This window comes from Luteimonas notoginsengisoli (assembly GCF_042648885.1).
GTDB lineage: Bacteria > Pseudomonadota > Gammaproteobacteria > Xanthomonadales > Xanthomonadaceae > Luteimonas > Luteimonas notoginsengisoli.
Window position 1 is genome coordinate 612,519 of the sequence record NZ_JBHRYF010000008.1, and the last position, 19,470, is coordinate 631,988.

Below are 19,470 nucleotides of genomic sequence, written 5' to 3' on the forward strand. Positions count from 1 at the left end.
GGAACGACCACATTGAAGAGGCAAGCCCCATGACAACCCGCGGTCCACGTCTCGAATTCGCGGTCGGTGCGTTCCTGCTGCTGGCGCTCGCGTCGATGCTGGTGCTGGCGATCGCCTCGACCAACGGCAAGTTCGGCTTCGGCGGCGACACCTACGAGCTCAAGGCGCGCTTCACCAACATCGGGCCGCTGCGGCCGATGGCGCCGGTGAAGATCGGCGGCGTCACCATCGGCCGGGTGGGCGACATCACCCTGGATCCGGTCAAGCTCGATTCGGTGGTCACCCTCGACATCGACAACCGCTACCAGGACCTGTCGGCGGACACCTCGGCCGGCATCCTGACCAACGGCCTGCTCGGCGAGAGCTACATCGGCCTGCAGCCCGGCGGCGACGTCGAGAGCTTGAAACCGGGCGAAGAGATCGCATTCACCACGCCTGCGGTCGACATCATCCAAATGGTCGGCAAATACATGTTCAGCGGCGGCGGCAAACCCGCGGCCGAGCCAGCCGCAGCGCCCGGCGATGACGCCGGCACGACGCAAACCCCCTCCCCCATGGAAGCCCCCCAGCCATGAACCGTAAACTCCTCCCCCTTCTCGTCGCCGGCGCGCTGCTGGCTTCGGCCCCGGCGCTGCTGCCGGTGCACGCCGCGCCGCAGGCCGCAGCCGCGGCCACCACCCAGCCCACGCCCAGCAAGCTGGTGCTCGACAACAGTCAGCGCATCCTCACCACGCTGGAGAGCCGCCGCGCTGAATTCACGAAGAACCCGTCCGCGCTGCGCCAGTTCGTCAGCGGCGAGTTCAACTCGATGTTCGACCGCGACTACGCGGCGCGCCAAGTGCTCGGCCGCCACGGCCGCGGCGCCTCGGACGCCGACATCAAGGCGTTCGGCGACGCGCTCGCCGACAACCTGATGCAGCGCTACGGCTCGTCGCTGCTGAGCTTCAACACCAAGCTGCGGGTGCGGGTGAAGTCCGAGACCCCGCTGCCGCGCGGCCTTGGGGTGAAGGTGTCCAGCGAAATGCTGCGCAGCGACGGCGACGCGATCCCGGTCGACTACCTGATGCGCCAGTCCGGCGGCCAGTGGAAGGTGTTCGACGTGATGGTCGAGGGCGTGTCGTTCGTGCAGACCTTCCGCCAGCAGTTCGACCAGCAGCTGCAGACCAAGTCGATCGCGCAGGTCGCGGCCGAACTGCGCACCGGCAAGCTGCAGGCCGATGCCGACAAGTAGCGCCGGCCTTCGCCGCGACGGCCATGCGCTGGTGTTCACCGGCGCGCTGCTGCGCGACGACGTGGCCGCGCTGTGGCGGCAGGTGCCCAAGGCGCTCGCCGACGTGCGGCGTCTGGACGTGCGCGCGGTCGGACGCATCGACAGCGCCGGCCTCGCTCTGCTGGCCGAGCTGGCCGCGCGCGCCGGTGGAGAAGTCGCGATCGACGGCGCGCCGGAGGGGCTGGCCGAACTGCGCGGCGCCTACCGGCTGTCGCCCGCGCTCGGCTTCGCGGCCTGAAACCTGTTGTCCGACCTGGTGACCTGGATGTCCCTCCCTTCCCCCCGAATCCTGCGAATCCCGACCATGACCCGCCATGCCGTCTTCCGCGCGACGATCGCCGCATCGCTGGCCCTGATGCTGGGCGCCTGCGCCAGCCAGAGCGGCGTGCGCGACGACGCACCACCACCGCCGGTTGGAAGCACGGCGCCGACGGCGGCAGCGACGCAGGACATCGGCGCGCAGGTGCCGTCGGGCGAAGCCGTCTCCGTTCCGATGCCGGACAGCGGCCTCTCGTCCACCACAATCGACGACGACGCCTTTCCGGCCATCGATGCGACCGACGCCCAGGCCAGCGCCGGCGCGCCCACCCAGGCCGAACTCGACTACGCCGCGCTCTACGGCGAGCCGCCCTACGACCCGGTCTACGATGCGACCCTCCCCGCGCCCGCGCAGCTGCCCAGCAGCTTCGACCCCTGGGAGAAGCTCAATCGCCGCGTGCACGCGTTCAACAACGTCGTCGACCGCGCCATCGCCACGCCGCTGGCCAAGGCCTACGTGAAAGTCGTGCCGCGGCCGCTGCGTCTGGGCGTGAGCAACTTCTTCCACAACCTCGGCCAGCCGGTCAGCGCGTTGAATGCGCTGCTGCAGGGCAAGCCGAAGCAGGCGGCGCAGTCGCTGGGACGCTTCGCGCTCAACAGCACGGTCGGCATCGGCGGCATCTTCGACCCGGCGAGCGACGCCAAGCTGCCCAACAAGAGCGAGGATTTCGGCCAGACCTTGGGCGTGTGGGGCTGGAAGACGTCGCGCTATGTCGAACTGCCGCTGTTCGGGCCGCGCACGGTGCGCGACAGCTTCGGCCTGGTCGGCGACGGCCAGCTGTCGCCGATCCGCCAGGTTGAGGACGACAAGACCCGCGTGTTCCTGCAGGGCCTGCAGCTGGTCGACGTGCGCACCCAGCTGTTCGCCGTGGACAGCATGCGCGCAGGGGCGGTGGACGACTATTCGCTGGTGCGCGACGCCTGGCTGCAGCGTCGCAACTACCAGATCTTCGGCGATCGCGAACGCAAGGTCGACGACAGCGAGCTCCCGGACTACCTGCGCGAGGACAGCGCCAACCCGACGGTGCCGGTGGACGTGATGCCGATCATTCCGGGCGCACCGACGAACTAGCCATGAGCTTCCGCCCCCTGCGAAGGCAGGGGGAGGCTGGGAGGGGTGCCCACGGTTCCGATTGATCCTGAAGACACCCCTCCCCAACCCTCCCCTGCCTTCGCAGGGGAGGGAGCTGAAGCTCGCGGCTGGAGCCGCTCTACAGGTATCGGGCCGGGGCGCGCCTATTCGCCGTCTTCGCCCAGCAGCTTCTGCGTCTCTGCGCCGGGCAAGGTTTCCACGCCCTTGAGCTGGCGTTCGATCGCGCGCGTGCGCACGCCGGCGGCCTTGATGCTGTTCTGCACGGTGTCCAGCTGCCCGTGCGCCTTTTCCAGCACGCCGGCAAACTTGCCGAACTCCGCCTTCACCCCGCCCAGCAGCTGCCACACCTCGCTCGAACGCTGTTCGATCGCCAGCGTGCGGAAGCCCATCTGCAGGCTGTTGAGCAGCGCCAGCAGCGTGGTCGGGCCGACCAGGGTCACGCGGAATTCGCGCTGCAGGCCGTCGAACAGGCCCGGCCGGCGCAGCACTTCTGCATACAACCCCTCGGTCGGCAGGAACAGCAGTGCGAAGTCGGTGGTGTGCGGCGGCGACAGGTACTTGTCGCGGATGCGCTTGGCCTCCACCCGCACCTGGCGCTCGAGCGAAGCGGCCGACGCGGTGACGCCCTCGGCGTCGGCGCGGTCGTGCGCATCCATCAGCCGTTCGTAGTCTTCGCGCGGGAACTTGGCGTCGATCGGCAGCCGCACCGGCTGGCCGGCGTGGGTGCCGGGCAGCTTGACCGCGAACTCGACGCGCTCGCTGGTGCCCGGCACGGTGATGCAGTTGGTCTCGTACTGCTCGATCGTCAGCACCTGCTCGAGCAGCGCGCCCAGCTGCACCTCGCCGAAGGTGCCGCGGGTCTTGACGTTGCCCAGCACGCGCTTGAGGTCGCCGACCCCGATCGCCAGCTGCTGCATTTCGCCCAGGCCGCGCTGCACCGCCTCCAGCCGCTCGGAAACCAGCTTGAACGAAGCATCCAGGCGCGTATTGAGCGTGGACTGCAGCTTCTCGTCGACCGTGGCGCGCATCTGCTCGAGCTTCGAGGCGTTGTCGGCCTGCAGCTTCTGCAGCTGCGATTCGAGCGTGCTGCGCATCTCGCCGATGCGCTGCTCGTTGCGCTGGGTCAGCTCGGCCAGGCGCTGGCCGAGCGTGTCGGCGAAGCGCTGCTGCAGGTCGGCGCCTTCGCTGCGCGACTTGCGCGCGTCCTCGGTCAGCGCTTCGCGCAGCACGTCCAGCCGCTGGTCGGTGCGTGTGCTGAACTCGGTCAGGCGCGCGCCGAAGCCTTCGATGCGCTGCGCCTGCGCGCTTGACAGGCTGTCGAGCTGCTGGCGCAGTTCGCCGCGGCCGTCGCGCTGCTCCTCGCGCAACGCCGCTTCGAGCGCGCGCTCGGGCTTGCGCAGCAGCAGCACGACCAACAGGGCGACCGCCGCAAGGACGGCGACCAGCAACAGCACCAGGAGCATGGTATCGGACATGCCGACAGTGTAAGCGGCGCCGTCGCAGCGGTTGCGATCCGGCGGCGCGCTGGCGCACGCGTCGCGGCGGCGCGACAATGCGCGCGAGCTCCGCCGCCGGAACCCCGATGCATTCGCACTTCGTGCTGCTGGCCGCCTACAACCGCTGGATGAACGAGCGCCTGTACGCCGCCGCGGGCACGCTGCCGGGCGAGGAGCTGGCGCGCGACCGGGGGGCGTTTTTCCGCTCGATCCTCGGCACCCTCAACCACCTGGTGGTCGCCGACACGATCTGGCTGCGCCGCTTCGCCGACCTGCCCGCGCGCCACGCGGAGCTCGATCCGGTTCGCGCGCTGCCGCAGCCCGAGCGGCTCGACGCGATGCCATTCCCCGAATTCGCCGCGCTCGCCGCGCACCGAGGCTGGCTCGACGCCATCATCGAACGCTGGGTGTCCGTGCTGGGCGAACCCGACCTGCGCCACGTCCTGCACTACGGCAACACCCGCGGCGCGCGCTTCCGGCGCCAGCTTGCGCCGCTGCTGCTGCACTTCTTCAACCACCAGGCGCACCATCGCGGCCAGGTGACCACGCTGTTGAGCCAGGCCGGCGTGGACGTCGGCGTGACTGACCTGCTTGCCCTGGTTCCCGACGCCGGCGTGGACACGGCCGCCGCACCGCGCCCGCACTGAGGACAGTGTCGTGCAACTGCGCAGCAAGCGCGCCTACCTGCCGCCCGGCGACGACGACGGCCACCGCATCCTGGTCGACCGGCTGTGGCCGCGCGGCCTGTCGAAGCAGAAGCTCGGCGACGTCGCCTGGATCAGGGACGTCGCACCGAGCGACGCACTGCGCCAGTGGTTCGGCCACGACGCGGCGAAGTGGGACGGGTTTCGCGAACGCTATTTCGCCGAGCTCGACGCCAACCCGGAAGCGGTCGCTGCTCTGCGCGCAACACTGTCGCCGCGGGGGCCGAACACGCTGCTGTTCGGCACGCGCGAGGAAACGCACAACAACGCCGTCGCGCTGTGCGAGTACCTGAGCGCGCATCGCGCGCGGTAACGCGGTCCATCAGGCGTTCATCCCGATGGCAAGTTGCGTCGGATAGCTGGAGGCGCGCGAATTGCTGCTGCAGGATTGGGTTCGGCGCGAGCGTGGGCCGCCGGTTGCGACCGCCGTTGCGCCTGCGGATGCGCGCCGCTACGAGGTCGAGGATCGGCGTCGCGCGGCCAGGAACGGCTTAGTTCCTGCCGAAACGTCAGTCCAGCACGCGGCAGAAGACCGCCTTGAGATAGCGCGATTCGGGCACGTTGGCCAGGAACGGATGGTCGGGGCCAGCGCCGGACACCTTCAGCACCTGGATCGTGCGCCCGGCATAGAACGCGGCGCGGCGCAGCATGTCGAGGAACTGTTCCTCGCTGACCAGCCCGGTGCACGAGAACGTCGCCAGCAGGCCGCCTGGCTTCACCACGCCCAGCGCCAGCTTGTTCATGTCGAGGTATTTCTTCAGCGCAGGGATCACCTGCTCGCGGTCGCGGGTCATCTTCGCCGGGTCGAGCACGACCACGTCGTAGGCATCGCCCGCACTCGCGGCGTCGCGCAGCCACGGGAAGATGTCGGCCTGGACGAAGCGGATGCGCGCGCCGCCCTCGAACGGCATGTTGAGCTTGGCGTTGCCGCGTGCGATGTCGAGCACGTCCTGGTCGATGTCGATGCCGACCACCTCCTGTGCGCCGCGCGCCGCGGCGTAGACCCCGAAGCCGCCGGTGTTGCAGCACAGGTCGAGCACGCGGCGGCCCTGCACCTGGTGCGACAGCCATTCGCGGTTCTCGCGCTGGTCGGCGAAGAAACCGGTCTTGTGCGCGCCAGCGGGATCGGCGCGGAAGCGGATGCCGTGCTCGGTGATGATCGCCGGCTCCGGGGCCGCGCCGCTGCTGCTGACCGGGCGGTAGTCGAAGCTTTCCTGCTTCTGCACGTGTTCGTCGGCGAAGCTGTAGAAGCGCGCGCCGGGGAACTGCGCGAGCAGCGCCTCGTAGATCCATTCGCGATGGCGGAACATGCCGGCGCTGAAGAACTCGACCACCAGCAGGTCGCCGTAGCGGTCGACCACCAGCCCGCTGAGGCCGTCGCCTTCGCTGTGCACCACGCGCCAGGCATCGGACACGGCGTCGAGGCGGAGGATGTCGCGGCGCAGGCGCACCGCCTCGCCGATGCGATGCGCGAACCACGCGGCGTCGACGGCGACATCCGGGTCGGCTTCGAGCATGCGCAGCGCGATGCGCGAATGGCCGTTGTAGAAGCCGCGTCCGATCCAGGTGCCGTCGACGCCGACCACGTCGACGATGCTGCCCGGCTTGGGCCGCTGCGCGGGCTTTTCCACCAGCTTCTGGAAGATCCACGGGTGGCTGCCGCGCCAGGCGTTGCGCAGGCGGACGGTGGGGATGGCGTCGGTCATGCGCGCATTATCGCGCACTGGGTCGAGTCACGAAGGCTTGCGGCCTGCAGCGCCGCAATGGGCGCCCGGACGACATCGCCATGCACCCTGTAGGAGCGGCTTCAGCCGCGAGCTCTTCGACGATCCGTAGAAGCAGGAATTTCGCGCGGAGGCCATGGCCACGCGAATTTGGAGCGCTGCCGCTTGGGAACGGATTACGGCATCCTTGGCGCAACGAAAACCGGTGCCGGATCGCGTCCTGACCGGAGCTCGGCGGGCCGTGGTGGGTCGCTAGCGCACGGTTCAATCGAAAATGGAGCGTCGCGCCATCCATGGCGCAACGACCCTCGTCTGGATCACCCGGCCCGGTTATCCATGGCCGGGCGTCGACAGCCTGCGCGGAGTGCGGCGCAGGCGGCTTGGCTCACCCCCCACCGGGGTTGAAGCCGATGGTGCGGCGCGTGGTGACCGGAGTGCCGATCGGCTCGAAGCGCCAACGCTTGACCGCGGCGACCGCCTCGCGATCGAACACCCGCGGCGGGTCGGAGCGCACCACGCGCGCGCTGCTGACCGAGCCGTCGGCGGCCACCGTGAACTCCACCTGCACCTCGCCCGACTGGCCGGCACGCAGGGCGTCGATCGGATACCGCGGCGCCGGCGTGCTGATCGGACGCAGGTCGCTCGCGGACACCGTCGCCTTCTCGACCGGCTTCGGCGCGGCCTGCTGCGCGGCGCGCTGCTGCGCGGCCTTCTGGTCCGCCTCGCGCTGGGCCGCGGCCTTCTGGTCCGCTTCACGCTTGGCTGCGGCCGCCTGCTCGGCCTGCTGGTTGGCCAGCTGCTCGGCCGCCTGCTGCTGCTGCTGTTGCTGCTGGGCGAGGCGCTCCTTTTCCAGCTGGATCTTCTTGGCCGCTTCCTCTTCGGCGGAGAGCTTCTGCTCCTCGGCGCGCTTGATTTCCGCTTCCTGCGCCGCGGCGATGCTCGCCTTCAGGCGCGGCAGCGACGGGTGGCTCTTGTCGGCCTTTTCGATCAGGCCATACAGGCGCTGCGCTTCATCGAAGTCGCCGCGGTCGCGGCTCTGTTCGGTGGCGATCACGGTCATCGGCATCAGGTCGGTCAGCGCGCTCGACACGCCCGGATCGCCGGGCAGCTTGTCGCGCAGCGCCAGGTAGTACTCCATCGCGTTGTCGCCGGCCGGGGCATAGAGCTTGCTCTCCTGGTAGGCCTCGGTGGCCTTCTTGCGCAGGTCGTCGGCGCTGAGCGCGGCGACCTCGGCCGAGACCGCCTGCGCTGGCGGCTGGACCGGCTGCGTCGCGGCCGGCTCGGCGCCGGTGGCCGCCGGCGCGGCGTCTTCCTTCTGGCCGCAGGCGCTGATCGCGACGACCAGCAGCACCCCAAGCGCCAGGCGCAGGTGGGCCGGCCGGGCGTCGGGCGCAAGCGGTGACATGGACTGTGACAAAGACATCGGTACTCCCCCTGGATGTGCGATTGGTGCACTTGCGTAGGACGCGATAGTACAGCCGGTTTGTCAACTGCCCGGCTCCCTGAACGGCGCGCGGGACTACTTGCCGATGCAGAAGCTCGAGAAAATGTGACCAAGTAGGTCGTCGGGGGCGACCCGGCCTGTGATCTCCCCCAGGGCGTCGTGGCCCGCGCGCAGCGCTTCGGCGGCCAGGTCCAGGCTCTCGGTGGCCAGTGCCTGCCGGGCGGCGAGGAGTTCGGTCGCAGCCCGGCGCAACGCGTCGACGTGGCGCCCGCGGGCGGTGAAAGCTCCTCCGGCGGCGTCCGCGGCCTGTCCCTGCCACAGCGCGCGCAGGCGTTCGTGCAGCTGGTCGAGCCCGGCGCCGGTACGCGCGGAGACCGGCAGGCCGGCGGCGGCGGCCGGCGCAGCGTCCTCGACCAGGTCGGACTTGTTGAGCAGCCACAGCGGCGTTGGCACGCCCGCCACCGCGGCCTGGAGTTCGGCCCGGCCGGCGTCCGGCGCGCGGGCATCGAGCACCACCAGGGCAAGGTCCGCGCTGGCCAGTTCGGCGCGCGCACGGCGCATGCCCTCGCGCTCGATGACGTCGCCCGATTCACGCAGCCCGGCGGTGTCGACCAAGGTCAGCTCGACGCCGTCAATGCGGATGGTTTCGCGCAGCAGGTCGCGGGTGGTGCCGGCGATGTCGGTGACGATGGCGCGATCGCTGCCGGCCAGCGCGTTGAGCAGCGAGCTCTTGCCGACGTTGGGCGGGCCGACGATCACCGCGTGCAGGCCGTCGCGCAGCTTGCGGCCGCGCTCGGCGTCGGCCAGCAGCGCGTCGAGGGCATCGATTGCGGCGTCCAGGCGCCGGCGCAGCGGCCCGCCGCCGAGGGTGTCGAGCGGCTCGTCGGCAAAGTCGATCGCCGCCTCCACGTGCACCCGCAGCGCCAGCAACTCGGCGGCGATGGCGTCGCTGCGGCGCGAAAACTCCCCGTCGAGCGCGCGACGCGCGGCGCGGGCGGCGGTCGCGTCGCCGGCGGCGATGAGGTCGGCGACTGCTTCGGCCTGGGCCAGGTCGAGCTTGCCGCTGAGGAACGCGCGTTCGCTGAACTCCCCCGGCCGCGCGCCGCGCGCGCCCAGCGCCTGGCAGCGTTGGACCAGCAGCTGCAGCACCGCGCGGCTGCCGTGCGCCTGCAACTCCACCACGTCCTCGCCGGTGTAGCTGGCCGGCGCGCGGAAGTGCAGCGCGATGCCGTCGTCGATGGTCGCCCCGTCGGCATCGACGAAACGCACGTGCCGCGCGAGCCGCGGCCGCAGCGGCTTGCCGGCGCAGACCTCGCGCGCGATGGCGCGCGCGCGTGGCCCCGACAGCCGCACGATGCCGACACCGCCGGCTCCCGGCGCGGTGGCGATGGCGACGATGGTGTCGCGGGCGTCGGTCATGGCCGACATGTTCGCAGACCCCGGCCGCAGCGGGCGTCCCGGAATGCACAAGGCCCGCCTTGCGGCGGGCCCTGCTTGCTCGATCGATCCACGCCGGTCGCCGTCAGCTCTTTTCCACCAGCGGCCTGGACGGCGGCTCGGCGTACTTGCGGGTGATCACCCACTGCTGCAGCAGGCCCAGGCCGCCGTTGGCCACCTGGTACAGCACCAGGCCGGCGGGCAGGAAGGCCAGGATCACGCCGAAGATCAGCGGCATCGTCTGCATCATCTTCTGCTGCATCGGATCCATGCCGCTCATCGGGGTGAGCTTCTGCGTGGCCCACATGATCGCGATGTTCAGCGCCGGCAGGATGAAGTACGGGTCGCGCGCGGTGAGGTCCTGGATCCACAGCGTCCACGGCGCCTGGCGCAGTTCCACCGACTCCATCAGCACCCAGTACAGCGCCATGAAGATGATCATCTGCGGCAGTACCGGCAGGCAGCCGCCGACGGGATTGATCTTCTCCTTCTTGTAAAGCTCCATCATCGCCATCTGGAACTTCTGCTTGTCGTCGCCGTAGCGCTCCTTGAGCTGCGCGATGCGCGGCTGGAAGCGGCGCATCTTGGCGGTCGACTTGTACTGCGCGGCCGACAGCGGGAACAGCGCCAGCTTCAGCAGGCAGACCAGGGCGATGATCGCCCAGCCCCAGTTGCCGAACAGCGCATGCAGCTTGGCCAGGATCCAGAACAGGCCCTGGCCGAGCACCGCGAACACCTGGAAGCGGCTGTAGTCGACCGCGCGTTCCAGCCCCGGCACGGCCTGCGCGCGCAGCTGCGAAACGAGCTTCGGTCCCACCCACAGGCGCGCGTCGCTCACGCCCTTCTCGCCCGGCGCGAGCGAGAACGACGGGCCCATCGCATGGATGCCCTCGACGCTGCCGGCGCTGGTCAGGCCGAAGCGCGCGGCCTGGTCCTTCTGCGGGATCCACGCGGTGAAGAAATGGTGCTGCAGCAGCGCGATCCAGCCCCCGGTGACGGTCTTGTCGAGCGGACCGTCGTCGATGAAGTCCTTGTACTTGCGACCCTCGTAGCCGTCGGCCGCGCTGAACCACTTGGCGCCGGCGAAGCTGTACGACTCGGGATTGGTCATGCCGCTCTTGGCCTGCGGCGGGATCCGCGCAAGCTGGCGGTAGAGGTAGCCCTGCCAGGGCTTGCCAGACGTGTTGACGACTTCGTCGTGCACGCCGATGGCGTAGCTGCCGCGCGTCAGGGTGTAGGTGCGACGGATGCGCACCGCGGCGTCGGGCGGCGAGACGAAGCTGACCTGCACCGCCTTCTGGCCGTCGGCGAGCCTGACGTCGCGCTGCTGCGGCTGCTCCGGCACCAGCGCCGGGACGCTCGCCCCGGCCTGGCCGACCCAGCCGCTCTTGGCGACATAGAAATGCGTCGGGTCGTCATCGAGCAGCTTGACCGGCGGGCTGCCCTCCGACCTGTCCTGTGGATACTGCAGCAGCTGCGCGTCGAACACGTTGCCGCCGTCCAGCGACAGCGTCAGCACGTCGGTGGTGACGGTCACGCGGTGATCGGCGGCGATCGGCGTGGCGGCGACCGCGGCCGCTGCCGGGTTGCCGGCGGCGCCCGACGGCTTCGCGCTGGGGATCGCGGCTTCCACGTCGCCCGGGGCCATGCCCGGCAGGGCGCCGGCGCTGGGCGGCGCCTGCTGCGCGGTTTCGGCCGCGGCGGGCGCGGGTTGCTTGTCCTTGCCCCACTCCATCCACAGCAGCACCGCCACCATCATCCAGGCGAAGATCAGGAACGTACGGGTCTGGTTCATCAGGCAGGCAGGCTCGAGCCGTCGGGTCGATCGTCCGACGCGGAATGGGAAGGAGGGGCAGCGGGCGCCGCGGGGGGGATTGTGCCGCCCGCGTCGCCCTGCGGCAATGCGCCGGCGCGCTGCAGCAGGTGCAACAGGCCCGCGCGCAGGGCAGCGTTCTCGCTCTGCGCCGCGGCCTTGCGGGCGACGACAACGTAATCGCCGTCCGCCAGCTGCGCGCGCAGCTGGCGGAACAGGTCACGCAGCACGCGCTTGATGCGGTTGCGCCCGACTGCGTGCGGATCGACCTTGCGCGACACGGCCAGGCCGAGCCGCGCCGGCGGCGGGCCGGCGACGAAATGCAGGGAGAACAGGGGCGAGGCAGTGCGCCTGCCCTGCTGGAACGCGCGGTCGAATTCGGCGCGTGCGCGTACCCGCACGTGGCGCGGGAAGCAGGCAGTCATGGGCAAAACGGTGCAATCGCGGCCGGGGGCCGGCCGCAGCGAAACGGCCTCAGGCCGTCAGGCGCTTGCGACCCTTGGCGCGGCGGCGAGCCAGGATCTTGCGGCCGTCGGCCGTCTTCATGCGGGCACGGAAGCCGTGGTCGCGCTTGCGCTTGAGGTTGCTGGGTTGGTAGGTGCGCTTGGTGGCCATGGCGGGACTCGAGCGAATACGCGTCGGAAAGAACCGGCGATTTTACTGTGAGCTGTTTTGGCCGGTCAAGCGGCGTCTCCGCAGGAGGCGCTGTTCCGTGGCCGTCGCGCGATCCCGCTGCGGCGCCGGGGCGCTGCCGTGCGCCTGCCGGGGTGCGGTGGTAGTCTGCCCGCTCCCTTGCTGCCGCGACCGTTGCGCGCCCGATCCGGGCGCACGACGCGGCGCTGTCATTGCGCAGAATCGAACGTATGGATGCCTGGCCCCGTTGCCTCGAACGCCTTGAAGCCGAGTTTCCCGCCGAGGACGTCCATGCCTGGCTGAAGCCGCTGCAGGCCACCTGGCGCGACGACGCGACGGTGCTGTACGCGCCCAATGCCTTCGTCCGCGACGAGGTGCGCTCGCGCTACCTGGGACGGATCCGCGAACTGCTCGGCCATTTCGCCGGCAACGCCGATGTCACCCTGGAGATCGGCTCGCTGCCGCGGGTCGCCGCCGACCGCGCCGCGACGACGACCCTGCCGGCGCGCAGCGTGCACGAGGTGGTGGCGTTCGCCGGCAACCTCGACAGCCACTACACCTTCGACAATTTCGTCGAAGGGCGCAGCAACCAGCTCGGTCGCGCCGCCTCGTGGCATGCGGCGCAGAACCCCGGCGATCGCGCCCACAATCCGCTGCTGCTGTACGGCGGCACCGGCCTGGGCAAGACCCACCTGATGTTCGCCGCCGGCAACGAGATGCGCCGCCACAACCCGGGCATGCGCGTGCTCTACGTGCGCAGCGAGCAGTTCTTCAGCGCGATGATGAAGGCGCTGCAGGACAAGGCGATGGACGGCTTCAAGCGCCAGTTCCAGCAGGTCGACGCGCTGCTGATCGACGACATCCAGTTCTTCGCCGGCAAGGACCGTACCCAGGAGGAGTTCTTCCACACCTTCAACGCGCTGTTCGACGGCAAGCAGCAGATCATCATGACCTGCGACCGTTTCCCGCGCGAAGTGGAGGGACTTGAGCCCCGGCTGAAGTCGCGCCTGGCCTCGGGGCTGAGCGTGCCGATCGACCCGCCCGACTTCGAGACGCGCGCCCAGATCGTGCTGTCGAAGGCGCGCGAGCGCGGCGCCAACATCCCCGAGGACGTCGCCTTCCTGATCGCCAAGAAGATGCGGTCCAACGTGCGCGACCTCGAAGGCGCGCTCAACACGCTCGCCGCGCGCGCCAACTTCACCGGCCGCGCGATCACGCAGGAGTTCGCCCAGGAAACCCTGCGCGACCTGCTGCGGGCGCAGCAGCAGGCGATCAGCATCGCCAACATCCAGAAGACCGTGGCAGACTACTACGGGTTGCAGATCAAGGATTTGCTGTCGAAACGCCGGACCCGTTCGCTGGCTCGCCCCCGACAGGTGGCAATGGCCCTGGCGAAGGAACTGACCGAACACAGCCTGCCCGAGATCGGCGACGCCTTCGCCGGGCGCGACCACACCACGGTGCTGCACGCATGCCGCCAGATCCGCAGCTTGCTCGGCACCGACGGCAAGCTCCACGAAGACTGGGACAAGCTGATCCGCAAGCTCAGCGAATAAGGCATCCCGCTGGTGCCCGCCCACGCTTCCGGGCAGCGCCAGCAGGTGATCCGCAATACCGTGGACGCAAGGTGGACAGCTTGTGGACAACTCCGGGGCGACTCCGGGCGTTGAAAGTTATCCACAGATTGCCCCGCACCGCAGCGACGGTTATCTACGGTCTTGATTGGCGATAATTTTGAATACATTCAAATGGTTATGAGTGTTACAACCAGATTTTCGAGACTCCATCACCACCAGCTTTTGTATTTATCCCATTCTTAGAGCAAGGGCATAGGGGAAACAAACGGCATGCGTTTCAGTCTGCAGCGCGAAGTGTTCCTGAAGCCGCTGGGCCAGGTGGTCAACGTCGTCGAACGGCGCCAGACCCTGCCCGTGCTGGCCAATCTCCTGGTCCAGGTCAAGGACGGGCAACTGTCGCTGACCGGCACCGATCTGGAAGTCGAGATGATCGCCCGTACCCCGGTCGACGATGCGCAGGACGGCGAAACCACGATCCCCGCGCGGAAGTTGTTCGACATCGTCCGTGCGCTCCCCGACGGCAGCAAGATTGCGATCTCGCAGACCGGTGACAAGGTCACGGTGCAGGCCGGGCGCAGCCGGTTCACCCTGGCCAGTCTGTCGGCCAACGATTTCCCCTCGGTGGACGAGGTCGAGGCCACCGAGCGCGTCAGTGTGTCGGAAGCCGCGCTCAAGGAGCTCATCGAGCGAACCGCGTTCGCGATGGCGCAGCAGGACGTGCGCTATTACCTCAACGGCCTGCTGTTCGACCTAGGCGACCAGCGCCTGCGCTGCGTGGCCACTGACGGCCATCGCCTGGCGCTGTGTGAAACGGCGCTCGATGCCGAGGGCCAGACCAAGCGCCAGATCATCGTCCCGCGCAAGGGTGTGCAGGAGCTGCAGCGCCTGCTTGAGGGCGGCGACCGCACGCTGGAGCTGGAGATGGGCCGCAACCACATCCGGGTCAAGCGCGACGATGTGACCTTCACCAGCAAGCTGATCGATGGGCGCTTCCCCGATTATCAAGCGGTGATCCCGATCGGCGCCGATCGCGAAGTCCGCATCGATCGCGAGGTCCTGCGGGCGGCGCTGCAGCGTGCGGCCATCCTGTCGAACGAGAAATATCGCGGTGTGCGCCTGGAGGTTTCCCCGGGCCAGCTGAGGATCAACGCCCATAACCCCGAGCAGGAAGAGGCGCAGGAGGAGGTCGAGGCCGAGACCAAGGTGGACGACCTGGCGGTCGGTTTCAACGTCAACTACCTGCTCGACGCCCTGAGCGCGCTGCGCGACGAACACGTCGTGCTGGCCCTGCGCGACGCCAACTCGTCAGCGCTGGTGCGCGAGGCCTCCAACGATCGCTGCCGTCATGTCGTCATGCCGTTGCGGCTTTGAGTTCCCGCGCCATGTTTCACGTGGAACAACAACGCCCGGCTTTCACCGGGCGTTTCGTTCTGTGCGGCTGAGTCAACGTGCGCCTGTCGCGGGTTGAAGTCCGCAAGCTGCGCAGTCTGGACGACGTCGTCGTGGTGCCCGGCCGCGGCCTGAACCTGTTCGTGGGTGCCAACGGCGCCGGCAAGACGAGCCTCCTGGAGGCTGTGCATCTGATGGCCTACGGTCGGAGCTTTCGCGGCCGCGTGCGCGATGGGCTGGTCACCAGCGATGCTCCGGCACTCGAGGTGTATGTCGAATGGGAAGATCATGCCCAGACGCGTCGTCGAAAGGCAGGCCTGCGCCACGGCGGCCAGACGTGGGAAGGACGACTGGATGGGGAGGGGGTTGCCCACCTCGGCGACCTCTGCGCCGCCTTTGCCGTCGTCAGCTTCGAGCCCGGGAGCCACGCGCTGGTCAGCGGCGGCGGTGAGCCCAGGCGCCGATATGTCGACTGGGGCTTGTTCCACGTGGAACAGGACTTCCTGCCGCTATGGCGACGCTATGCGCGGGCTCTGAAACAGCGCAACAGCCTGCTCAAGCAGCGCGGACGCAACGAGCAGCTCGACGTGTGGGATCACGAACTCGCCCAAGCCGGGGAGCCGATGACGCGCCTGCGCGAGGACTACCTCGCGCAGCTGCAGGGGCCGCTGGGCGCGATCTCCGGCGAACTGGCGCCAATGCTGGGGGAAGCGACCCTCGAATTCCTGCCCGGCTGGCGGCGCGACGAACTGTCTTTGGCGGACGCGCTGCTGCTGGTCCGGGAGCGGGACCTGCAGACGGGATTCACCTCCGTAGGCCCGCATCGCGCGGACTGGCGGATTCGCCATTCCGCCCTGCCGCGCGGCGAAACGCTTTCCCGCGGGCAGGCGAAGCTGACGGCCCTGACCTGCGTGCTGGCCCAGGCCGAGCACTACGCGGGCGTAAGGGGTGAATGGCCGGTGGTCCTGCTCGACGATCTGGCTTCCGAGCTCGATCGCAGCCACCAGCGGCGCGTCCTGGAGCGCCTGGCCAGGGGCGATGCCCAGGTGCTCGTCACGGGCACCGAACTGCCCGCCGAGACGACGCTGGGGGCCCTGGAATACAGATTGTTCCACGTGGAACACGGGCGGATCGACGCGGCCTGAAAGGCCCGACAGCCACGGGCAGCGCGGCGGCCCACCCCTCGAATTGCTATAATTCGAGCATTCCTTAGCTAATGTGTCTCGGTGCCGGCCCACGCCGCCGCCGCGGGAGTCTTGAGCCGAATGACCGAATCCAACCAGGGCGCCGAGCAGGGCCAGAACAACGTCTACGATTCCAGCCGGATCACCGTGCTGCGGGGCCTGGAAGCGGTGCGCAAGCGCCCGGGCATGTACATCGGCGACGTCCATGACGGTACCGGCCTGCACCACATGGTGTTCGAGGTGGTCGACAACTCGGTCGACGAGGCGCTGGCGGGGCACGCCGACGATATCCTCGTCACCATCCACGACGACGGCTCGGTCTCGGTGCTCGACAACGGCCGCGGCATGCCCGTGGATATCCACAAGGAAGAGGGCGTCTCGGCGGTGCAGGTCATCATGACCCAGCTGCACGCCGGCGGTAAGTTCGACGACAACAGCTACAAGGTATCCGGCGGCCTGCACGGCGTCGGCGTGTCGGTGGTCAACGCGCTGTCGGCAAAGCTGACCCTGGAGATCTGGCGCGACGGCTTCCACCACCACCAGGAATACGCCATGGGCGAGCCGGTGGCGCCGCTGGTGCAGCTGGAGCCCTCCGCCCGGCGCGGCACGCTCGTCCGGTTCTGGCCGGCCACGGAAACCTTCAGCGACGTCGAGTTCCATTACGACATCCTGGCCCGCCGCCTGCGCGAGCTGTCGTTCCTCAACTCGGGGGTGAAGATCACCCTGGTCGACGAACGCGGGGAAGGCCGCCGGGATGTGTTCCAGTACGAGGGCGGCATTGCCTCGTTCGTGGAACATTTGGCACAGCTCAAGACCCCGCTGCACCCCAACGTGATCTCGGTCAGCGGCGAAGAGGCGGGCATCACCGTGGACGTGGCGCTGCAGTGGACCGATTCCTACCAGGAAACGATGTTCTGCTTCACCAACAACATCCCGCAAAAGGACGGCGGCACCCACCTGATCGGCTTCCGCGCCGCGCTGACCCGCACCCTGACCAACTACATCGAACAGAACGGCATCGCCAAGCAGGCCAAGGTCAACCTGTCGGGCGACGACATGCGCGAAGGCATGATCGCGGTGCTGAGCGTCAAGGTGCCGGACCCGAGCTTTTCGTCGCAGACCAAGGAGAAGCTGGTCTCATCGGACGTGAGACCGGTAGTTGAGCACACGTTCGGTGCGCGTTTGGAGGAGTTCCTCCAAGAAAATCCCAACGAAGCCCGGGCCATCGCTGGCAAGATCGTCGACTCCGCGCGCGCCCGCGAGGCGGCTCGCAAGGCGCGCGACCTCACGCGCCGGAAGGGCGCGCTCGATATCGCCGGCCTGCCCGGCAAGCTCGCCGACTGCCAGGAGAAGGATCCGGCGCTGTCGGAACTGTTCATCGTCGAGGGCGACTCGGCCGGTGGCTCGGCCAAGCAGGGCCGCAACCGCAAGAACCAGGCGGTCCTGCCGCTGCGCGGCAAGATCCTCAACGTCGAGCGCGCACGCTTCGACCGCATGCTCGCGTCCGATCAGGTCGGCACCCTGATCACCGCGCTGGGCACCGGCATCGGCCGCGACGAATACAACCCGGACAAGCTGCGCTACCACCGCATCATCATCATGACCGACGCCGACGTCGACGGCGCGCACATCCGCACCCTGCTGCTGACGTTCTTCTACCGCCAGATGCCGGAGCTGATCGATCGCGGCTACGTCTACATCGGCCTGCCGCCGCTGTACAAGATCAAGCAGGGCAAGACCGAGCTGTACCTGAAGGACGACACGGCGCTCAACGCCTACCTGGCCAACAACGCGGTCGAGGGCGCATCGCTGGTCCCCGCCGAAGGCGAGCCCGCGATCGAGGGGACCGCGCTGGAGAAGCTGCTGCTGGCCTATGCCGGCGCGCGCGATGCCATCGTCCGCAACGCGCACCGCTTCGACCCGCTGGTGCTCGAGTCGCTGATCGACTTCACCCCGCTCGACGCCGAACACCTGGCGCAGAACACCGACGAGCGCCACGAGCTGGACGCGCTGGAAAAGCGACTCAACCGCAGCGGCCTGGGCAAGCCGCGCTATGCGCTGGAGCTGCAGGCGGCGGACGAAACGCGCCCCGGCGCGCTGCTGGTCAAGCGTCGCCACATGGGCGAAGAACTGATCCAGGTGCTGCCGTTCTCGCTGTTCGAAAGCGGCGACCTGCGTCCGTTGCGCGACACTGCCGCGCTGCTGCACGGGCTGATCCGCGAGGGCGCGCAGATCGTCCGCGGCAACCGCGCGCAGCCGATCGCCAGCTTCGCCGAGGCGCAGGCCTGGCTGCTCGACGAAGCCAAGAAGGGCCGCCAGATCCAGCGCTTCAAAGGCCTGGGCGAAATGAACCCCGAGCAGCTGTGGGACACCACGGTCAATCCGGACACGCGGCGCCTGCTGCAGGTGCGGATCGAGGACGCGGTGGCCGCCGACCAGATCTTCTCGACCCTGATGGGCGATGTCGTCGAACCGCGCCGAGAGTTCATCGAGGACAACGCGCTGAAGGTTTCCAACCTCGACGTCTGACAGCCGCCGACGCGTGGAAGTCCGCGCCGAACCGGTGGCCCCGCCACCGCTGCCGACGCAGCCGTGGCGCCCGGCGCTGGCCGCGTTCGCGGTCGACCTGGCACTGGCGATCGCGCTGGTGTTCGGCCTCTCGATCGCCGGGGTCATGGCGTGGGCCGCGGTCCGGGGCCTGCGCCTGGGACTCGCAGGCAGCGTGTCGGGCGATCCGCAGCACATCGCGGCCCAGATCGGCGAGCCGCAGGGCATGGCCCTGGTCGCGATCAGCGTCGTGGCGACCGCGGCCGCGGCGCTGGTGTTATATGCCTGGCGGCGCCGCGCCGCTCCCGGCGAGCGCGTTGCCTCGCATGCCGCCGCGCGCCGGGCTTCGACCTGGGGCTGGGCCGTCCTGGCCGGGCTCGCCGCGTTCGCCCTCAGCGCCGCCGTCACCACCCTCGCGCAGCAAGCGGGCATCGAGCAGGTGCCGTCCAACCAGGCGCTGATCGAGGCGGTGGGCGCCCGGCATCCCGCCTGGCTGCTGCTGTTCGTCGTGCTGCTGGCACCGGTCTACGAGGAGCTGCTGTTCCGGCGCGTGCTGTTCGGACGCCTCTGGGCCGCCGGCCGACCACTGCTGGGCCTGGTGTTGAGCAGCGCGGCGTTCGCCTGCATGCACGAGCTGCCGGGCACCGGCGACGACGGCGTCCTTGCCGGCGCACTGCTGTGGACCTGCTACGCGGCCATGGGCGGACTGTTCGCCTGGGTGTACCGCAGGACCGGCACCCTGTGGGCCGCGATCGGCGCCCACGCGATCAACAACCTGATCGCCAGCGCGCTGCTGCTGGCCGGCGTGCATTGACGGGCTGTTGATCCGGACCGGGCTACA

18 protein-coding genes are annotated in these 19,470 nt (G+C 69.1%); 11 read left to right on the plus strand and 7 right to left on the minus strand.

Annotated elements, in window-relative coordinates; all coding sequences use genetic code 11:
* Positions 1–29: 29 nt before the first annotated feature.
* From mlaD to ACFOM9_RS10610, 4 genes are all read left to right on the plus strand, one after another.
* Positions 30–575 (plus strand): outer membrane lipid asymmetry maintenance protein MlaD, encoded by a 546-nt coding sequence (gene mlaD, locus ACFOM9_RS10595; protein ID WP_386710092.1) that lies wholly within the window; start codon positions 30–32, stop codon positions 573–575.
* The gene (locus tag ACFOM9_RS10600) at positions 572–1,231 is read left to right on the plus strand and encodes an MlaC/ttg2D family ABC transporter substrate-binding protein (RefSeq protein WP_386710095.1); all 660 of its coding nucleotides are present in this window, start codon (positions 572–574) and stop codon (positions 1,229–1,231) included. Before mlaD ends, ACFOM9_RS10600 begins: the two co-directional genes overlap by 4 nt.
* Positions 1,218–1,508 (plus strand): STAS domain-containing protein, encoded by a 291-nt coding sequence (locus ACFOM9_RS10605; RefSeq protein WP_386710098.1) that lies wholly within the window; start codon positions 1,218–1,220, stop codon positions 1,506–1,508. Before ACFOM9_RS10600 ends, ACFOM9_RS10605 begins: the two co-directional genes overlap by 14 nt.
* A 66-nt stretch (positions 1,509–1,574) precedes the next feature.
* Complete coding sequence (locus tag ACFOM9_RS10610) at positions 1,575–2,660, plus strand: MlaA family lipoprotein (protein ID WP_386710101.1); 1,086 nt, start codon at positions 1,575–1,577, stop codon at positions 2,658–2,660.
* Between the two features lie 164 nt (positions 2,661–2,824).
* Here the strand turns inward: ACFOM9_RS10610 and rmuC are convergent, their stop codons facing one another.
* Entirely contained in the window at positions 2,825–4,156 is a 1,332-nt protein-coding gene (gene rmuC / locus ACFOM9_RS10615) for a DNA recombination protein RmuC (RefSeq protein ID WP_386710104.1), read from the minus strand.
* A 107-nt stretch (positions 4,157–4,263) separates the two neighbouring features.
* On the opposite strand from rmuC, the gene ACFOM9_RS10620 reads away from it, so the two are divergent.
* Together ACFOM9_RS10620 and ACFOM9_RS10625 are read left to right on the plus strand one after the other, a co-directional pair.
* Positions 4,264–4,824: a DinB family protein gene (locus tag ACFOM9_RS10620; RefSeq protein WP_386710107.1), complete on the plus strand. Its 561-nt coding sequence runs from the start codon at positions 4,264–4,266 to the stop codon at positions 4,822–4,824.
* A 10-nt stretch (positions 4,825–4,834) separates the two neighbouring features.
* On the plus strand, positions 4,835–5,194 hold the full coding sequence (locus ACFOM9_RS10625; RefSeq protein WP_386710110.1) for a DUF488 domain-containing protein: 360 nt from the start codon (positions 4,835–4,837) through the stop codon (positions 5,192–5,194).
* Positions 5,195–5,390: 196 nt separating this feature from the next.
* Here the strand turns inward: ACFOM9_RS10625 and ACFOM9_RS10630 are convergent, their stop codons facing one another.
* The 6 genes from ACFOM9_RS10630 to rpmH form a co-directional block, all read right to left on the minus strand.
* Positions 5,391–6,587 carry a class I SAM-dependent rRNA methyltransferase gene (locus ACFOM9_RS10630; RefSeq protein WP_386710113.1) on the minus strand — a complete coding sequence of 399 codons (1,197 nt, stop codon included), beginning with the start codon at positions 6,585–6,587 and terminating at the stop codon, positions 5,391–5,393.
* 403 nt (positions 6,588–6,990) lie between these two features.
* A complete protein-coding gene (locus ACFOM9_RS10635; RefSeq protein ID WP_386711022.1) occupies positions 6,991–8,010 on the minus strand; it encodes an energy transducer TonB in 1,020 nt (339 codons plus the stop codon).
* 114 nt (positions 8,011–8,124) lie between these two features.
* Positions 8,125–9,468: a tRNA uridine-5-carboxymethylaminomethyl(34) synthesis GTPase MnmE gene (mnmE, locus tag ACFOM9_RS10640; RefSeq protein WP_386710116.1), complete on the minus strand. Its 1,344-nt coding sequence runs from the start codon at positions 9,466–9,468 to the stop codon at positions 8,125–8,127.
* Positions 9,469–9,571: 103 nt separating this feature from the next.
* A complete protein-coding gene (yidC, locus tag ACFOM9_RS10645; RefSeq protein ID WP_386710119.1) occupies positions 9,572–11,281 on the minus strand; it encodes a membrane protein insertase YidC in 1,710 nt (569 codons plus the stop codon).
* Complete coding sequence (gene rnpA / locus ACFOM9_RS10650; RefSeq protein WP_386710122.1) at positions 11,281–11,724, minus strand: ribonuclease P protein component; 444 nt, start codon at positions 11,722–11,724, stop codon at positions 11,281–11,283. The genes yidC and rnpA overlap by 1 nt, the downstream gene beginning before the upstream one ends.
* Before the next feature lie 49 nt (positions 11,725–11,773).
* Positions 11,774–11,914: a 50S ribosomal protein L34 gene (gene rpmH / locus ACFOM9_RS10655; RefSeq protein WP_013536759.1), complete on the minus strand. Its 141-nt coding sequence runs from the start codon at positions 11,912–11,914 to the stop codon at positions 11,774–11,776.
* A 248-nt stretch (positions 11,915–12,162) separates the two neighbouring features.
* Here rpmH and dnaA point away from each other — a divergent pair, with 248 nt between their 5' ends.
* The 5 genes from dnaA to ACFOM9_RS10680 all read left to right on the plus strand — a co-directional run bounded on the left by dnaA (position 12,163) and on the right by ACFOM9_RS10680 (position 19,443).
* Entirely contained in the window at positions 12,163–13,488 is a 1,326-nt protein-coding gene (dnaA, locus tag ACFOM9_RS10660) for a chromosomal replication initiator protein DnaA (RefSeq protein WP_386710127.1), read from the plus strand.
* 291 nt (positions 13,489–13,779) lie between these two features.
* Positions 13,780–14,880 carry a DNA polymerase III subunit beta gene (dnaN, locus tag ACFOM9_RS10665; RefSeq protein WP_386710130.1) on the plus strand — a complete coding sequence of 367 codons (1,101 nt, stop codon included), beginning with the start codon at positions 13,780–13,782 and terminating at the stop codon, positions 14,878–14,880.
* A 77-nt stretch (positions 14,881–14,957) separates the two neighbouring features.
* Positions 14,958–16,043 carry a DNA replication/repair protein RecF gene (gene recF / locus ACFOM9_RS10670; protein WP_386710133.1) on the plus strand — a complete coding sequence of 362 codons (1,086 nt, stop codon included), beginning with the start codon at positions 14,958–14,960 and terminating at the stop codon, positions 16,041–16,043.
* A gap of 120 nt (positions 16,044–16,163) precedes the next feature.
* Positions 16,164–18,611, plus strand: a complete 2,448-nt coding sequence (gene gyrB / locus ACFOM9_RS10675; protein ID WP_386710136.1) for a DNA topoisomerase (ATP-hydrolyzing) subunit B — start codon at positions 16,164–16,166, stop codon at positions 18,609–18,611.
* 13 nt (positions 18,612–18,624) lie between these two features.
* Positions 18,625–19,443: a CPBP family intramembrane glutamic endopeptidase gene (locus tag ACFOM9_RS10680; protein WP_386710139.1), complete on the plus strand. Its 819-nt coding sequence runs from the start codon at positions 18,625–18,627 to the stop codon at positions 19,441–19,443.
* Positions 19,444–19,470 lie beyond the last annotated feature (27 nt).

What these genes read in the sequence shown, in the direction of transcription:
- ACFOM9_RS10635 (WP_386711022.1), bottom strand. Translation starts at nt 8,010, where the DNA reads ATGTCACCGCTTGCGCCCGACGCCCGGCCGGCCCACCTGCGCCTGGCG.
- gyrB (WP_386710136.1), top strand. Translation starts at nt 16,164, where the DNA reads ATGACCGAATCCAACCAGGGCGCCGAGCAGGGCCAGAACAACGTCTAC.
- ACFOM9_RS10610 (WP_386710101.1), top strand. Translation starts at nt 1,575, where the DNA reads ATGACCCGCCATGCCGTCTTCCGCGCGACGATCGCCGCATCGCTGGCC.
- ACFOM9_RS10630 (WP_386710113.1), bottom strand. Translation starts at nt 6,587, where the DNA reads ATGACCGACGCCATCCCCACCGTCCGCCTGCGCAACGCCTGGCGCGGC.
- dnaN (WP_386710130.1), top strand. Translation starts at nt 13,780, where the DNA reads ATGCGTTTCAGTCTGCAGCGCGAAGTGTTCCTGAAGCCGCTGGGCCAG.
- rmuC (WP_386710104.1), bottom strand. Translation starts at nt 4,156, where the DNA reads ATGTCCGATACCATGCTCCTGGTGCTGTTGCTGGTCGCCGTCCTTGCG.
- yidC (WP_386710119.1), bottom strand. Translation starts at nt 11,281, where the DNA reads ATGAACCAGACCCGTACGTTCCTGATCTTCGCCTGGATGATGGTGGCG.
- mnmE (WP_386710116.1), bottom strand. Translation starts at nt 9,468, where the DNA reads ATGACCGACGCCCGCGACACCATCGTCGCCATCGCCACCGCGCCGGGA.
- mlaD (WP_386710092.1), top strand. Translation starts at nt 30, where the DNA reads ATGACAACCCGCGGTCCACGTCTCGAATTCGCGGTCGGTGCGTTCCTG.
- rnpA (WP_386710122.1), bottom strand. Translation starts at nt 11,724, where the DNA reads ATGACTGCCTGCTTCCCGCGCCACGTGCGGGTACGCGCACGCGCCGAA.
- ACFOM9_RS10620 (WP_386710107.1), top strand. Translation starts at nt 4,264, where the DNA reads ATGCATTCGCACTTCGTGCTGCTGGCCGCCTACAACCGCTGGATGAAC.
- rpmH (WP_013536759.1), bottom strand. Translation starts at nt 11,914, where the DNA reads ATGGCCACCAAGCGCACCTACCAACCCAGCAACCTCAAGCGCAAGCGC.
- dnaA (WP_386710127.1), top strand. Translation starts at nt 12,163, where the DNA reads ATGGATGCCTGGCCCCGTTGCCTCGAACGCCTTGAAGCCGAGTTTCCC.
- ACFOM9_RS10605 (WP_386710098.1), top strand. Translation starts at nt 1,218, where the DNA reads ATGCCGACAAGTAGCGCCGGCCTTCGCCGCGACGGCCATGCGCTGGTG.
- ACFOM9_RS10600 (WP_386710095.1), top strand. Translation starts at nt 572, where the DNA reads ATGAACCGTAAACTCCTCCCCCTTCTCGTCGCCGGCGCGCTGCTGGCT.